Annotated in this window: 16 protein-coding genes; 2 read left to right on the top strand and 14 right to left on the bottom strand. The window is 43.8% G+C overall.

The genetic code is table 11. The features are described 5' to 3' along the window. Positions 1 to 119 precede the first annotated feature (119 nt). From rfaH to ABUE20_RS14960, 3 genes are all read right to left on the bottom strand, one after another. Positions 120 to 632 (bottom strand): transcription/translation regulatory transformer protein RfaH, encoded by a 513-nt coding sequence (gene rfaH, locus ABUE20_RS14970; protein WP_408620754.1) that lies wholly within the window; start codon positions 630 to 632, stop codon positions 120 to 122. Positions 633 to 711: 79 nt separating this feature from the next. After that, positions 712 to 1713, bottom strand: a complete 1002-nt coding sequence (locus ABUE20_RS14965; protein ID WP_408620753.1) for a response regulator — start codon at positions 1711 to 1713, stop codon at positions 712 to 714. Between the two features lie 101 nt (positions 1714 to 1814). After that, the gene (locus ABUE20_RS14960) at positions 1815 to 2573 is read right to left on the bottom strand and encodes an MlaA family lipoprotein (protein WP_408620752.1); all 759 of its coding nucleotides are present in this window, start codon (positions 2571 to 2573) and stop codon (positions 1815 to 1817) included. A 431-nt stretch (positions 2574 to 3004) separates the two neighbouring features. On the opposite strand from ABUE20_RS14960, the gene ABUE20_RS14955 reads away from it, so the two are divergent. Together ABUE20_RS14955 and ABUE20_RS14950 are read left to right on the top strand one after the other, a co-directional pair. After that, positions 3005 to 3934, top strand: a complete 930-nt coding sequence (locus tag ABUE20_RS14955) for a hypothetical protein (protein WP_408620751.1) — start codon at positions 3005 to 3007, stop codon at positions 3932 to 3934. Then, positions 3931 to 4236 carry an EscU/YscU/HrcU family type III secretion system export apparatus switch protein gene (locus ABUE20_RS14950; RefSeq protein ID WP_408620750.1) on the top strand — a complete coding sequence of 102 codons (306 nt, stop codon included), beginning with the start codon at positions 3931 to 3933 and terminating at the stop codon, positions 4234 to 4236. The genes ABUE20_RS14955 and ABUE20_RS14950 overlap by 4 nt, the downstream gene beginning before the upstream one ends. A gap of 7 nt (positions 4237 to 4243) precedes the next feature. Here the strand turns inward: ABUE20_RS14950 and ABUE20_RS14945 are convergent, their stop codons facing one another. From ABUE20_RS14945 to ABUE20_RS14895, 11 genes are all read right to left on the bottom strand, one after another. After that, positions 4244 to 4663 (bottom strand): DUF2802 domain-containing protein, encoded by a 420-nt coding sequence (locus ABUE20_RS14945; RefSeq protein ID WP_408620749.1) that lies wholly within the window; start codon positions 4661 to 4663, stop codon positions 4244 to 4246. A gap of 3 nt (positions 4664 to 4666) precedes the next feature. After that, positions 4667 to 5155, bottom strand: coding sequence for a chemotaxis protein CheW (locus tag ABUE20_RS14940; protein ID WP_408620748.1), 489 nt, complete (start codon positions 5153 to 5155; stop codon positions 4667 to 4669). A 121-nt stretch (positions 5156 to 5276) separates the two neighbouring features. Then, positions 5277 to 6167 (bottom strand): chemotaxis protein CheW, encoded by an 891-nt coding sequence (locus tag ABUE20_RS14935; protein ID WP_408620747.1) that lies wholly within the window; start codon positions 6165 to 6167, stop codon positions 5277 to 5279. Continuing rightward, positions 6164 to 6946 carry a ParA family protein gene (locus ABUE20_RS14930; protein WP_408620746.1) on the bottom strand — a complete coding sequence of 261 codons (783 nt, stop codon included), beginning with the start codon at positions 6944 to 6946 and terminating at the stop codon, positions 6164 to 6166. Before ABUE20_RS14930 ends, ABUE20_RS14935 begins: the two co-directional genes overlap by 4 nt. Beyond that, the gene (locus ABUE20_RS14925) at positions 6946 to 7965 is read right to left on the bottom strand and encodes an OmpA family protein (protein WP_408620745.1); all 1020 of its coding nucleotides are present in this window, start codon (positions 7963 to 7965) and stop codon (positions 6946 to 6948) included. The genes ABUE20_RS14930 and ABUE20_RS14925 overlap by 1 nt, the downstream gene beginning before the upstream one ends. Then, positions 7962 to 8714 carry a flagellar motor protein gene (locus tag ABUE20_RS14920; protein ID WP_408620744.1) on the bottom strand — a complete coding sequence of 251 codons (753 nt, stop codon included), beginning with the start codon at positions 8712 to 8714 and terminating at the stop codon, positions 7962 to 7964. The genes ABUE20_RS14925 and ABUE20_RS14920 overlap by 4 nt, the downstream gene beginning before the upstream one ends. Next, complete coding sequence (locus ABUE20_RS14915) at positions 8707 to 9906, bottom strand: protein-glutamate methylesterase/protein-glutamine glutaminase (RefSeq protein ID WP_408620743.1); 1200 nt, start codon at positions 9904 to 9906, stop codon at positions 8707 to 8709. The genes ABUE20_RS14920 and ABUE20_RS14915 overlap by 8 nt, the downstream gene beginning before the upstream one ends. A gap of 26 nt (positions 9907 to 9932) precedes the next feature. Then, positions 9933 to 12131 carry a chemotaxis protein CheA gene (locus ABUE20_RS14910; RefSeq protein ID WP_408620742.1) on the bottom strand — a complete coding sequence of 733 codons (2199 nt, stop codon included), beginning with the start codon at positions 12129 to 12131 and terminating at the stop codon, positions 9933 to 9935. An 11-nt stretch (positions 12132 to 12142) separates the two neighbouring features. Beyond that, positions 12143 to 12901: a protein phosphatase CheZ gene (locus ABUE20_RS14905; RefSeq protein ID WP_408620757.1), complete on the bottom strand. Its 759-nt coding sequence runs from the start codon at positions 12899 to 12901 to the stop codon at positions 12143 to 12145. Positions 12902 to 12912: 11 nt separating this feature from the next. Next, entirely contained in the window at positions 12913 to 13296 is a 384-nt protein-coding gene (gene cheY / locus ABUE20_RS14900; protein WP_408620741.1) for a chemotaxis response regulator CheY, read from the bottom strand. 131 nt (positions 13297 to 13427) lie between these two features. Beyond that, entirely contained in the window at positions 13428 to 14153 is a 726-nt protein-coding gene (locus ABUE20_RS14895) for an RNA polymerase sigma factor FliA (RefSeq protein ID WP_408620740.1), read from the bottom strand. Positions 14154 to 14160 lie beyond the last annotated feature (7 nt).

Raw genomic sequence — 14160 nt, 5'->3', positions numbered from 1 at the left:
TGGCTCAAACTACAAGCCATCCTTGAAGGCTATGAACTCGCTTTGTCTCTTGAACAGGACTTGTGATCAAGAGACAGCTTCAATGAAGTGGTTTTCTAAAGGATGGCGGCCCTATGGCACTAAAAAGCTAACTCTGCATTTTCAACGCAAATTTCAACTTCCTGGTGTAATAGGTTAATTAATAAAATCGAACGTTCCAAACCATCGGCTTTTTGATAAATGGCATCAAGCCCCCGATAAGGTCCATCTTTAATCCATACTTTGTCACCAATTTTCGGTAACAAACACAGTTGTTGGGACACAGCTTCATTCAGTTCATCGGTATCTGAACGAGACATCAACTGATAAACCAAATTAGCAGGCACCTTAACCGGGGTATTACCCACACGGACAAAATCCGAAACCCCACGAGTAGAACGGATCGAGGTAAAACTGGTTTGTTCCGTCATTTTCACAAATAAATAATTGGGAAATACCGGTTCTATAACTTTTGTTTTCTTTCCCCGGAGAATTCGTTCGCTTGAAAAAACTGGGAAAAAACTTACCACTCCCTGATTAGCCAGATGCATTTCGGCACGCTTCTCATTCCTAGCTTTGCAATAGAGCAGATGCCAAGGCATCGAATTATCCATAACTGACCTTCTATATCCAATAAACTCACCTAATTGTTATAAAGAAGAGCAGATACTAAGTCAAATGATGAGTATGTAATTAATAGCTCATTGGCGATAATTTGAGGCTTAGACGATCGCCACTTTGATTAGATAATGAGACATGAAACCCCCGTGAATCCAGCTTTTCACTATGGGTTGAATAATTCACGTGTTCAATCAGACCAAGGCCAAATTCTGATCGAATAAAAGGGGGTTTGATGTCAAGCACACCAGCATTAACGGAATAGATATTTTCATGATCCAAGACCGCATAAACCATCCCAATCGAAGCTTTCACCCCCGCACGACAAATCATTTCATTCAGATGCTTCATGAGTAGATGTGGCGTAATCGCCAGAGGGTCATGTTCACACCGATAGGCATTCCAAGCTTGCTGTAAAAGCGAATTCAAAATAACGGCAGCAACAGCAACTTCGCTTCCGGATAAACTAAAATCAATAATAGCAACAGCCGTATAGACATCATCCAGCCCACCGACCAATGGGAGTATCGTACTGCCTTTTAACTGATGAATATAAAGAAATTTACCTATTTGCTGGCCGGATTCCGGTAACATCTGAGCTAATAACTGACTGGCAGCAACATCATGACTTTTAAAGAAATCAAAATGTTCCTGCAGCTGAGCAATTTGCTGCTGTTCTTTCACTCGGGGAAGCTGCTGAATATTAGTCTGAATCACCGACCCTAATATTTCAAAATCGAAAAATGGCTTGAGCAAAAAATCGCACGCGCCAAGTCGTAACGCCTGACGAATTTCATCCAGGTTGCTGTGTGACGACATGGCAATACAAGCCCAAGGCCCTTGACCCAAAAACCTGATTAACTCAATACCATCTCGGTTAGAAAGTGACAAATCAATGAATACAACATCTGGATTATCATAAAGACAAGCTTCCATAACCTGATACCCGTCATGAATTAAGGTTACAGTAGCCCCCTGGCGACTTAAATAAGTCTCCAGTCGACGAACGAATACATCCTCTTCGTCAATAATCAATACATTGATGTCACTCAATAGCCATTGCTTGTTACGACTCATCGGCTACCTTGCTCCTCGAATATAAAACGAGAATGCCAAATTTTGGTCTGTGACTCTTCTGTTATATTTTCATGCTAATCGAGTCATGCCATGATTTGTTATTAATTATTTGATTCAATTTCGTCCATGTATTGTCCCATATCAACAGACGAATCAGGCTGTTGAGCAGGCGGATGACCATTGTAAAAACGATAACGCCGATACTGTAAATAGGCATCTTTCACAAAGCTGTACGAATCCAGAGAACCATCCACTAATGGCTCCTGATCGACGACTTCCGAGCGACGATTCACACCATCAACCGTCCAACGGATTGCTGTTTGCAACATATTTAGCTGAGTAAACGGAAAATAAAATTGATCGACAATATCACCGGTCAACTGCCGAGCAGTCGAAGGACCTAAAGCAGGAAGCATCAAATAAGGGCCATCACCAACCCCATAGTGCCCTAAGACGTCACTAAAATCAGACAGATCTCGTTTTACACCTGCACGCCCCATCACATCAATCAACCCAAAAACCCCAAACGTCGAATTAAATACAAATCGAGTAAAATTATTGAGTGCGGCTTTAAACTTTAGCTGCATTAGATTATTCACCATACTTCCCGGTTCTTCTAAATTACGCATAAAGTTATTCACGCTACGCCGTCCTCCCGAAGGAACATGATTTACGTATCCATGAACGACAGGCCGATAAATCGGTTTATCAAGATAATTATAGTTAAAATTCCAAATCGGACGGTTAATCGATTCTAGAGGGTCATAATCCTGAGTCGATCCATCTTTTTCTGCGGCATTTGCCTGAAAACAAACAAAAAGAGGGACGATCACCCAAAACATGATGGTCTTTTTCAACACAATACTACCTTTTGTCCATACCCGATCAGAGCAGCGCCTATACCTTACCGGGAGTAAAAGTAGCATGCAAAGGCAACTGTCTGGATCACATGATCATTATTTCATAATGAAACTGACATAAACGCAACCTGTTCCATCATGCTATCCCATACGACATCCTGAATCAGTGGCTAAAATAGCAACTCAGGAAAACTGATTATACATTAAAAATGACAAATCTGTGTCAACGGCGAACAGTTTCGTCTTATTTTAACTGTACAATACCATTCCGTAATCATGGTATATAGATTGCCTGTTATTGCTGATGATTCATAGTGAGCTGTCATCTGAAGTTCGTTTAAATAAGATGCTATCATTCTTAGCCTCGTTTAATTTAAATGCTCTTTCGCCATAACAGCAGGCTCAAAACTCGTGGATAGCTTAGGATCCTGATGATGAATATTCCTCCGATGAAACCAACGCCACCCATAGCGCCACTGGCTCCTGTCACTCCAACTGCAGCCACTTCAATCACAAAATCTGTAGCCACTCCTGAACCAAATTTATCAATAGCATTGACGACGTTGACGCTACTGAGTTCTTTTTTGGATCATACGGCAACGATACCATCATCATCCCAACTCAACCAAAGCCCGACGATCGCCACAGTCTTACAACAATTTTTGAATTTACTTAAACCCTTTGATCGAGAAATAACGCCTACAGAAACCAAGCGTTTATTGAATTTAATGTTAAACTTTCAGCCGCTCAATAGTGGCACATCAACTCCCTTGAGCACCCCCTTTAACCAGCTGCTCAGTAGTTTGTTACTTCCAAAGTTATCTCCAGATGCCGCGAAGTTGCTCCAACAACTGATTAAAACCGATCCTGCATTACTTAAAGAAGCGGCAACATTTACAGAAACCAAAAATTTGATGGATACGTTAAAACAAGTAACCGGACAACTTCAGTCGGCTCAGATAGCTAGTGTCCAATCTGCACAAGATAGTGCACAATCACTATTTTTTAATATTCCACTTCCTTGGGATCAGCAAACCCGACGGATTGAAGCTAAAATTTCTCAGCAAAAATCATCTCCAAACCGCCCGGAAGATCATGGCTGGCATCTAAAAATGCTCCTTCCTGTCGAACAGAATCAACATATTTTGGCAGACATCCGTCTGTCAGCAGCTACAGAATTCAAATTACAATTTTATTGTCCATCGGATACATGGTTACAACGAGTTAAACAGTCAATGCCTTTGCTACAAACACGGCTGGAAGAACTGGGCATTTCGCAACTCACGGTACAAACTCAATTAGGACATATTCCTGATACGCTTATTCCAACCCATCAGGGCCAATTGGACATGCATATATGACACAATATGAAGATAAAGCGGCAATAGCGCTTGGCTATAGTGGTCAAGGTGCCCCCACCGTAAAAACTAAGGGCTACAATCAACTTGCAGAAGAGATTATTCAAGCCGCCAGAGAAGCAGGGATCATGATCTATGAAGATAAGAATTTATTGGCAATGCTGGATCAACTCACCCTTGATGAAGAAATACCAGAACAACTTTATACAGTCATTGCAGAACTGATCAGCTTTGCCTATTTGTTACAGGGTAAATTCCCAGCACACTGGACCAATATCCATAACAAAATCGAAGACAAAGCTTAATTAAAAACTAAGAGTTGAGGGGTTTACCATGCAGCGTATACAGTAGCTCCGCTTCTGCTCGTGGTAACTCACATTCCTTCATCACTTCCTGAATGTCGGCACCCAACTCAACCATTTTAACCGCCCGAGTATACAAACGGCTATCTGGGTCTTGAGTTACAATCTCATTCTGTCGAGATACCGTCTGTTCAACAACCGCTTCCAACTCGGCAACCCGTTGCATCATAGCATGATTCGCTGAATGGATTTCAATGAGCTGCTTTTGAATCGAATCATGGCTCTTAACCATTCGCTTCGTTAACAACTCATAGCTCGATAACTTCCGTTGTTGCTCCTGCCATACTTGTCTGCTTTTACGGACATATAAATATCCGCACATAAATGCGATCACAGCAATAACAGGAGCAATCCATTGAAACCAAATCATCAATTATAGTGAACTCAACTCATCCCATTCATCATCGGATAACAGTTTATTGAGATCCACCAAAATTAACAACTGACCATCCCGGTTACTCACGCCTTGAATAAACTTAGCACTCTCTTCAGTGCCCACATTCGGAGCAGTATCAATTTCGCTACTACGCAGGTAAACCACCTCAGCCACACTATCCACTAAGATACCAATCACCTGTTTTTCGGCTTCAATAATAACGATACGAGAATTATCAGTAACTTCTGCGGATGGAAGTCCAAACCGTGAACGTGTATCGATCACAGTCACGACATTCCCACGCAGATTAATAATCCCTAATACGTAATCAGGAGCCCCAGGCACCGGAGCTATCTCACTATACCGCAAGACTTCCTGAACCTGCATGACGTTGATACCATAGGTTTCTTTTTCTAGCTGAAATGTCACCCACTGCAAAACTTCATCTCCTGCAATGTTTTCGGCAACGTTTCTTTGTTCGCTCATCGGTTTAATCCTTTTATCAGCGCCTTAAGACAAAAGCGTATCCACTAATAAGTTATAAAACGAATTGTGTAATATTCCCAGTTTAGAAATCAAATAAATCGATATACTTTCTATAATTAAATTAATTACCGTTGATATTCACACCCTGATTCAATAATTTAATCAGTTCACTTACATGTAATAACGCGCACATTCGTTGTTTAATCAATCCGGCCAACCACGGGCGTTTTCCTGAAGAGACCCGCCATTTTACATCATCCTGATTCAGCCATTCCGTCCCCAACAACCGTTCACAACAGAGTCCCCAGTCCGTTTCACCAAGCATAACCAGATAACGATAATCCACTTCCAACGACTCATGTGGCAACACCCACTTAGCCGTATCAATTGCATTAATTTTCTCTTCCCGCTGAACCATAATGCCAGCGAACCAATCTGGTTTGCCAAAAATAGAAGTAATTTCTCGGATTTGATGAATTCCGCCTAAATCGGTTAGAGGAACCGCATAGGTCACCCCAGCAACCTCAAAAAAGAGCGCCTGGAATGAATGTTCCGTTTCTATATTATGCCATGGTTCCGGCGCTTCTGGTGCAATCTGTAACTCAGCTGACTCTTCTGTTTCCGTTATTTCTTGAGACAACTCTGATGCAGGTATTTCAACCCCTTCATCGGCTACCACCTCAATCTCTACTTCCGGTAATTCTTGGGGAATAATCGGAAGGACCTGAGGTAAAACGGGAGGCTCAGAGAAAGGCTTGGGTTGAACTTCCGTCTGTTTCAGTAACTGTTCTAACGGTTTCACTCTGGTGGATGACACTGACGGTTCAGACTTCTGATACCGATCATCCGCTCGTAATGAAGTTCTCTCTGGAGCAACGACCGGCAACAACTCACCATTTGATGCCGCCGAAGGATCGGCCATCACGTCTGACGGAGATTCAGTTACCTCATGACTATTGAGTAACGATACAAAATAATCATCCAGAGCCTGCTCTGATTGATGCGAACTCATACCCGTTCCTTCGCTAGCCGAATGAGATATCGAAGTAATGTTTCATAAGCAAATACACCTCGGCACTTTCTCATAAAAAACGAAGGGGGCAAATGACGGACACTGGCATCCCGAAATTTAGTATCAATAGGGATGACAGCGTTCCAGACATTCTCATGATATTTCTCCTGCAGCTCTTTCAATGCCGTCAGAGAGGCTCTAGTTCGTTTATCGTACATGGTCGGAACAATAGTATAGACGATCGGATTCGGACAAGAACGCTGCATAATCTGAAACGTCTTGATCATCCGTTCCAATCCCTTTAACGCTAAAAATTCAGTCTGTACCGGAACTAAAACCCGCTGACAAGCCGCCAGAGCATTCACCATCATAACGCCAAGCACAGGGGGACAATCAATAATGACATAATCATACTCGTCTTTAACCTGTGAAAGAATGTTTTTTAAAATCAATCCCATGCCTTCACTTTGCCCTAGCGTTTTATCAAGGGTCGCTAATGCCATACTCGCAGGAATGAGATGTAATTTGTCGTGTTGAGTATGAATAATAGTCTCATGAATATGCGATGCACTACGGTTCGAACGGCTCTGAAATAGCTCATATAAACTATGATCCAATGAATCCGAATCATAATTCAGATAACTAGTTAACGATGCGTGCGGATCGGTATCGACCAGCAAAACCCGCTTACCATTCTGAGCTAATAGCCCGGCCAGCGTCACCACCGTAGTGGTCTTCCCCACGCCACCCTTCTGATTTGCAACTGTCCATACTAACACTATTCATCCTGCCTTGTTGTGTAGCGCACACCGCCACCTTGTAGAGGAATGGTCAAGATAGTTTTACTATCGGCTTTAGTACGATTCTCTTGAGAATTGCCTGATGGTTCTGGTACCGATGTAGCATTCTTGATCAAAGGCTTTGGAGCTACCCAAGCATAGCGCGACAAAGCGATCACAACCCGCCTGTTTTCCATGCGATGAGCCTCCGAATCGTTCGCCATTAAAGGCGTATACTGACCATAACCTTCTACCGCTAAGCGCTGAGGAACAATCCCCTGCTCCGTCAAATAACGAAGTACATGCAGTGCCCGTGCCACGGATAATTCCCAATTCGATCCATAGAGCTCCGTATTGATCGGTTGATTATCAGTATAGCCTCGTACCCGTATATAATTATTGGCAGAATCTAAAACAGATGCGAGTTGATCCAATAAAAACTTCGCAGAATTAAGCAATGAGGCGCTACCACTAGCAAATAGTAACCCACTGTCTAATCGAATAATAAGCCAATCTTGACTACGTGATAAAACAACATGGTGTTCCTGTATGGCCGTACTCAAATGTTGTTTTAATTTTATTTCCAAACTTGCCAGTGACTGACCTTGCTGTTTTTCTGAAACAGTGCTCAATTGAGGTGGCAGCATAGGCTGTGGCAATAAAGCTGAAGAACGGTCAATCGATTGTTCCCCCCCCTCGGCTGAACTGACAACTTGCTCCTGCTGACCTTTCACATCAGGAGCAATCGCTCGTTTTCCTTCGCCCAACTGCAACGCACTCTGGGGATAAGGTAAAATATCTGGTTTCTGTGGTAATTGTTGTTCCTGAGACAGGATATTGACGGCCTCACTGAGATGTTCCATTAACACTGGATACCGATCCCGATTGACGATAGCCAATGCATATAACATCACAAATAAAGCAAACATCAAGGTCATGTAATCGGCGTATGAAACTAGCCATCGGTGGGTATCTTCCCGATGACCTAAATGACGACGTCGCCGATGGATCCGTCTCATAGGCGAAATCCGGATGAAAAACTACTTAATCGACGCTCTAGCGATAAACTACTTTCACCTTGCGCAATAGCAATCAACCCGCTTAAGACCATTTCCTGATAAACCATTTGCTGACTGTTAATCTGACGTAATTTATTCGCAATAGGAAGATACACAAAATTCGCAAATCCAACGCCATAGATGGTAGAAACAAAAGCAACAGCGATGCCATTACCTAACTGTTCAGGAGTCGCCAAATAGGCCATCGCCTGGATCAGGCCAAGTACGGCCCCCAGAATACCAATCGTAGGGCTATATCCCCCCATCGATTCAAAAATCCGAGCCTGACTCTCTAGTTGTTCTTGCTCTAGATCCATTTGCTGTTCTAGCAATTCCTGCATCATTGCTGGTTCAATGCCATCGATCAGCAATCCTAATCCACGACGGCAAAAGTCATCTACCTCATCACCATAGGCATCTTCCAGACTTAAAAAGCCCTGCTGCCGAACCTGAGTTCCCCACTGACGCAATTGCCGAGCCGACAGAGCAAATTCATACTTAGGGGGCTTAAATACCCATCCCAGATGCTGCCAAGCTGCGATAAAGTGATGCCAAGACGACTGGATCATAACCGCCCCGAGTGTACCACCGACCACGATAATGAAAGCGTGAACATTAAATAAAATGAGAAGGCTACCGCCACTTAACCACTGACCCGCCACCAGCGAACCAAAGGCCAGCAGCAAACCTATCAGGGTCAGCTTATCCATGACCAATTTCCGTCACAATCGCTTGACCAAAGCGATCAATCGGCAGTTGCAGCTGTGCTAAACCCGCTTTTGCAATAGCCTGAGGCATTCCATAAACAACACAAGTTTGCTCATCCTGAGCCCAAATCGTTGAACCATATTTGTTCAACATTCGCGATCCTTCCCGACCATCAGCCCCCATACCAGTCAGAACCATAGCCAAAACTTTATCCTGATAAACTTTAGCAAGCGACGCAAATGTAATATCAACACTCGGTTTATAATTAATCTTAGGATCATCTGATTCGATAATGCGAATTTTTGCCTGAGAACCATGCCCATCCACCAGCATCTGTTTGCCTCCGGGAGCTAAGTAAGCCCAACCCGGTTTAATGACATCCCCATCGGCTGCTTCTTTGACACTAATTTGACATAAGCTATCTAATCGAGAGGCAAACGCCGCTGTGAATGTCGATGGCATATGCTGAACCAATAAAATAGGAAGCGGAAAATTAGCCGGTAAACTGGTTAAAATCGTTTGCAGTGCCACCGGTCCACCTGTTGAGGTTCCAATCGCCACCAATCGGTAGTTCTTCCCCGAACGTCGAATAGCTATGGGCTTAGAAGGCGGAGTGGATTCAGGTTTTATCCCCCCTCTAGCGCGCAAAGATGAATTAGCAGAACCTACCGATGTATTTTCAGTTGAGGAATGAAGTGCTCGGCCAGTAGATGTTCGAAGATCCCGAGTTTCAGAACCCAATGGGGAACGGGTTGAAGGAATAGATGATGATGGCGTTGTCCTTCGCATTAAAAACCGGCGGCGAGCAATCGCTTTTACTCGTTGTTGCAACAACTCAATCGCTTCATCTCGATTACGGGCAATATCTTCAAATTTCTTAGGAATAAAATCCAACGCTCCCGCATCTAACGCATCCAAAGTAGCCTTAGCACCATCATGCGTTAAGGAGGAGAACATCAAAATAGGTGTCGGTAACAATCGCATGATTTCACGGACTGCCGAAATACCATCCAGAACCGGCATTTCAACATCCATTGTAATCACATCAGGCTTTAGTTGAAGCGTCATATCAATGGCCTCTCGACCATTTTTAGCTGCAGCTATAACTTCCAGAGAAGGTTCTGCATCCAGAATTTCCGTAACTCTACGTCGAAAAAAACTTGAATCATCAACAACTAAAACCTTAACAGACATTCAATCTCACTTATTATTTATTAGACTTATACACGCCGAGCATAACGTTTGAGTAAACTTGGAATATCTAAAATCAATGCGATACGCCCATCACTTGTAATGGTTGCACCAGCCATTCCCGGCGTTCCGTGAAGTAACTGATCTAACGCTTTAATAACGACTTCTTCCTGGCCAATCAAACTATCAACAACAAAACCGACCTGCTGAGTATTGACCTGTACAATGACAACATGTCCTGATTTAGTTTCATTTCCACGAGCTCGAGAAGGCATCAACCATTTTTTCAAATAAAACAACGGAATCGCTTTCTCACGAACAATCACAGTTTCCTGACCATCAACGACATTCGTTTTAGTTAAATCCAAATGGAAAATTTCATTCACTGAAGTTAATGGTAGCGCAAAAATCTGATCTCCCACATCAACCATCAATGTAGGCAAAATGGCCAAAGTTAACGGAACTTTAATCAATAAAGTCGTACCGACTCCCGGGTGGGAATCAATATCCACCATACCGTTCAACTTAGTGATCCCGGTTTTAACCACGTCCATCCCAACGCCACGGCCAGAAATATCGGAAATTTCGGTTTTAGTTGAAAAGCCAGGTGCAAAAATTAAATTATACGCTTCTTTATCACTCATTCGTGCTGCGGCATCGGTATCGATCACACCACGCTTAATCGCAATTCCTTTTAATTTCTCAGGATCCATCCCGGCACCATCATCCTGAATTTTTAACAGAATATGATCGCCTTCCTGAGAAGCCGCCAGCGTAATGACACCTGTTCGGGGTTTCCCCATCGACTCACGAACATCCGGCATTTCAATCCCGTGATCGACCGAGTTACGGACCAAGTGCACCAATGGATCCGCGAGCGCTTCAACCAAGTTTTTATCTAAATCTGTTTCTTCACCAATCAATTCCAAACGGATATCTTTTTTCAGACTCCGAGCCAAATCACGAACCACTCGCGGGAAACGGCCGAATACTTTTTTAATCGGCTGCATACGAGTTTTCATGACAGCGCCTTGTAAATCCGCAGTCACAACATCTAGATTGGCGGTGGCCTTAGCAACCTCTTCATCATTGCTATTCACACCTAAACTAACCAACCGGTTACGTACCAAAACTAATTCCCCGACCATATTCATAATATCATCGAGAGTACGGGTATCCACACGAACGGTGGTTTCTCCCTGAGACACGGCGGCTTTCTGTTGGGCCGGAGTGGGTGCTTTAGTCGCAGGCTCAGCAGCTTTAGCTGCCGCAACAGGAGCTGCTTTGGGAGCCGGGGCCTTAGCTGGCGCTGGCGCTTTAGGTTCTACGGCTTTAACGGGTGCTGCTTTGGCAGTTCCGGCACTGGCAGCCGGTTTAGCCGCCGATGCGACATCTTCTGCATAATGCGCTTTATCCCCCTCTGCCCCAGGGGCTTTTCCTGAACCATGCAACTCGTCCAGTAATTTTTCAAACTCATCATCATTAATTTCGTTGCTATTTTTCGCTGCGGGCGGCGTTGTGGCAACAGGGGCAGAACCAGCACTGGAGGGACCTGCACTACCGTGCAGCTCATCTAATAGTTTTTCAAACTCTTCATCAGTGATTTCATCTCCGGAGGCACCATTACTTGAGGGAACAACTGGTTTGGGAGGTTCATTATCAGTCACTTTAGCGCTACTGGAACCGTGTAATTCATCAAGGAGCTGTTCAAATTCGTCGTCGGTAATATCATCAATCGTTCCAGTACCGGATCTACTCACCGGTTCATCTACGACCGGTTCGGGCTCTGGAGCGGGTTGTGAAACGACAGGCTCTGCAACGACTTCGGGTTCACTGCCTTCCGGCTCACTGAGTTGATGAAGTTTTTCTAGTAATTCGGGATCTGCTGGGGAAGGTTGTTCTCGGGCCTGAACGGATGCAAACATTTCATTAATGGCATCCAGTGCTTCAAGAATGACATCCATGAGCTCGGGATTAACACTGCGCCCGCCATTACGTAACGTATCAAAGACGTTTTCAGCACCGTGGCAAGCGTCAACTAATTCATGTAACGATAAGAAACCAGCGCCACCTTTTACTGTGTGAAACCCTCTGAAAATCGCATTCAATAAATCACGATCATCAGGTGAATTTTCTAATTGAACAAGCTGCTCTGACAACTGTTCCAAGATTTCCGAGGCCTCAATCAGAAAGTCCTGCAAAATTTCTTCATCGACTTCAAAGCTCATGAATTGCTCCGTTAAAATCCTAAACTGGATAGAAGGTCATCCACATCATCCTGCGATTGAACAACATCATCCCTGCCTTCTTTGTTATGAATCGGACCTTCGGCTTCAATGCCCGACCCGTTTATATTTACGTTAGTTTCAGGTGAATTAGGCAATACTTTCCCTGTATCCCCACCAAACAAGGTCAACATTTCAACCAGTCGATCCTCTACTTCCTGAACTAATACAATTACCTTACGAATCATCTGGCCCGTTAAATCTTGAAAGTCCTGAGCCATTAGTATATCAGTTAACAACTGTCTAAGTTTATCGGCATCGCCCACAGAATTATTAAGAAATTCATCTAATTGATGACAAAGCGACTTAAATTCTCCCAATCCTAGCTGACGTTCCATCAAATTTCGCCAAGATGGCATTACCCCAGCAATCTGCTCATGCAATCGGTCGGCTAACGGCAAACTAGCTTCGACGGCATCCATGGTCTTATTCGCCGCATTATCCGTCATTTCTATGACATAGTTTAGTCGCTCCCGGGCATCAGGAATTTCCTGATTAGCTAATTCATTCATCCGAATATTGACTTTAAAGTCATTGAGCGAGTTGTGTAGTTCCCTAGTTAACTGACCCACACGTTTAAACAACTGATCCGAATTGGCGGCACAGGCCCGGGTAATAATCTGATTCGCTTCCGGTATATTCCCTTGTTCTAGAAAGGCAGCCAGAGCGCGCGCATCTTCAAGAGAAATCATAGGGGCTTCATTAGTCACAATAACTCATCCTGTTACTGTAAACGTTCAAAAATTTTATCGAGCTTCTCTTTCAATGTTGCCGCTGTAAAAGGTTTCACAATGTACCCATTTACACCAGCCTGAGCCGCTTCAATAATCTGTTCCCGTTTGGCTTCAGCCGTTACCATCAGCACTGGGAGATGTTTTAAACTATCATCGGCCCGGATATTTTTAAGCAGATCGATCCCTTGCATTCCAGGCATATTCCAGTCGGTCACTACAAATTCATAGTCACCACTTTTCAGCATCGGTAACGCGGTATTTCCATCATCTGCCTCATGGGTATTATTAAAACCAAGATCGCGCAGCAAATTTTTAATGATACGTCTCATCGTTGAAAAATCATCAACAATCAGAATCTTCATATTCTTATCCAAAATATCCCTCCCACAAGGATAATCACGGCACCAAGACAATGATGCTAACAAACTGATAGATGAAGCTTAATTATGCCCTACACAACACTATCTTAGTAGACCTGACTCAATAATTATTAGTCTATAACCCGCTATTGTGTCCAATCTCGCATGCGAACTTTTAACCGAGCTAACGCTTGACTATGGATCTGGCTCACACGAGATTCTGACACGCTCAAAACCTCACCAATTTCTTTGAGGTTTAATTCTTCGTCGTAATATAACGACAAAACCAGTGCTTCTCGCTCCGGTAGCCCTTGAATACATTCGGTTAGCGCCTGCTGAAAACGTTCATTAGCAAATCCTTCCAGAGGATAATTCTGATTTCGAGAGTCATCGTTGGTAATCACATCTTCACTGACACCTAAATCATCAATCCCCAAAATGCGACCAGAACTGACATCGCTCAACATGGCATGATATTCGGTCAACGACACCTGTAGATGGGCGGCAACTTCAACGTCTTTGGCATCCCGCCCTTTCTCTCGTTCAACGGCAGTGATCGCATCGTTAATCATTCGACTATTCTTATGCACGGAACGCGGAACCCAGTCACCCCGACGAATTTCATCCAGCATGGCGCCACGAATTCGGATCCCGGCATAAGTTTCAAAACTAGCCCCTTTACTTCCGTCGAAGTTACGAGAAGCTTCAATAAGCCCAATCATTCCCGCCTGGATCAAATCATCAACAATCACACTGGCAGGCAAACGAGCCATCAAATGATGGGCTATTCGCTTAACCAAAGGGCTATGGCGGGCGACAATTGTTTCCGTATCATCCGCAACCATACTGCTATACGCATAGGCTTTGTTCACGGTCATC

Source organism: Celerinatantimonas marina (genome assembly GCF_046054165.1).
GTDB lineage: Bacteria > Pseudomonadota > Gammaproteobacteria > Enterobacterales > Celerinatantimonadaceae > Celerinatantimonas.
The sequence above is the reverse complement of the archived record's forward strand: the minus strand, read 5'-3'. Positions and strand labels throughout refer to the sequence as shown.

Bases quoted from the DNA above. Each gene is read 5' to 3' on its own strand.
- rfaH (WP_408620754.1), bottom strand. From the start codon at position 632: ATGGATAATTCGATGCCTTGGCATCTGCTCTATTGCAAAGCTAGGAAT.
- ABUE20_RS14965 (WP_408620753.1), bottom strand. From the start codon at position 1,713: ATGAGTCGTAACAAGCAATGGCTATTGAGTGACATCAATGTATTGATT.
- ABUE20_RS14955 (WP_408620751.1), top strand. From the start codon at position 3,005: ATGATGAATATTCCTCCGATGAAACCAACGCCACCCATAGCGCCACTG.
- ABUE20_RS14950 (WP_408620750.1), top strand. From the start codon at position 3,931: ATGACACAATATGAAGATAAAGCGGCAATAGCGCTTGGCTATAGTGGT.
- ABUE20_RS14945 (WP_408620749.1), bottom strand. From the start codon at position 4,663: ATGATTTGGTTTCAATGGATTGCTCCTGTTATTGCTGTGATCGCATTT.
- ABUE20_RS14940 (WP_408620748.1), bottom strand. From the start codon at position 5,155: ATGAGCGAACAAAGAAACGTTGCCGAAAACATTGCAGGAGATGAAGTT.
- ABUE20_RS14935 (WP_408620747.1), bottom strand. From the start codon at position 6,167: ATGAGTTCGCATCAATCAGAGCAGGCTCTGGATGATTATTTTGTATCG.
- ABUE20_RS14925 (WP_408620745.1), bottom strand. From the start codon at position 7,965: ATGAGACGGATCCATCGGCGACGTCGTCATTTAGGTCATCGGGAAGAT.
- ABUE20_RS14920 (WP_408620744.1), bottom strand. From the start codon at position 8,714: ATGGATAAGCTGACCCTGATAGGTTTGCTGCTGGCCTTTGGTTCGCTG.
- ABUE20_RS14915 (WP_408620743.1), bottom strand. From the start codon at position 9,906: ATGTCTGTTAAGGTTTTAGTTGTTGATGATTCAAGTTTTTTTCGACGT.
- ABUE20_RS14910 (WP_408620742.1), bottom strand. From the start codon at position 12,131: ATGAGCTTTGAAGTCGATGAAGAAATTTTGCAGGACTTTCTGATTGAG.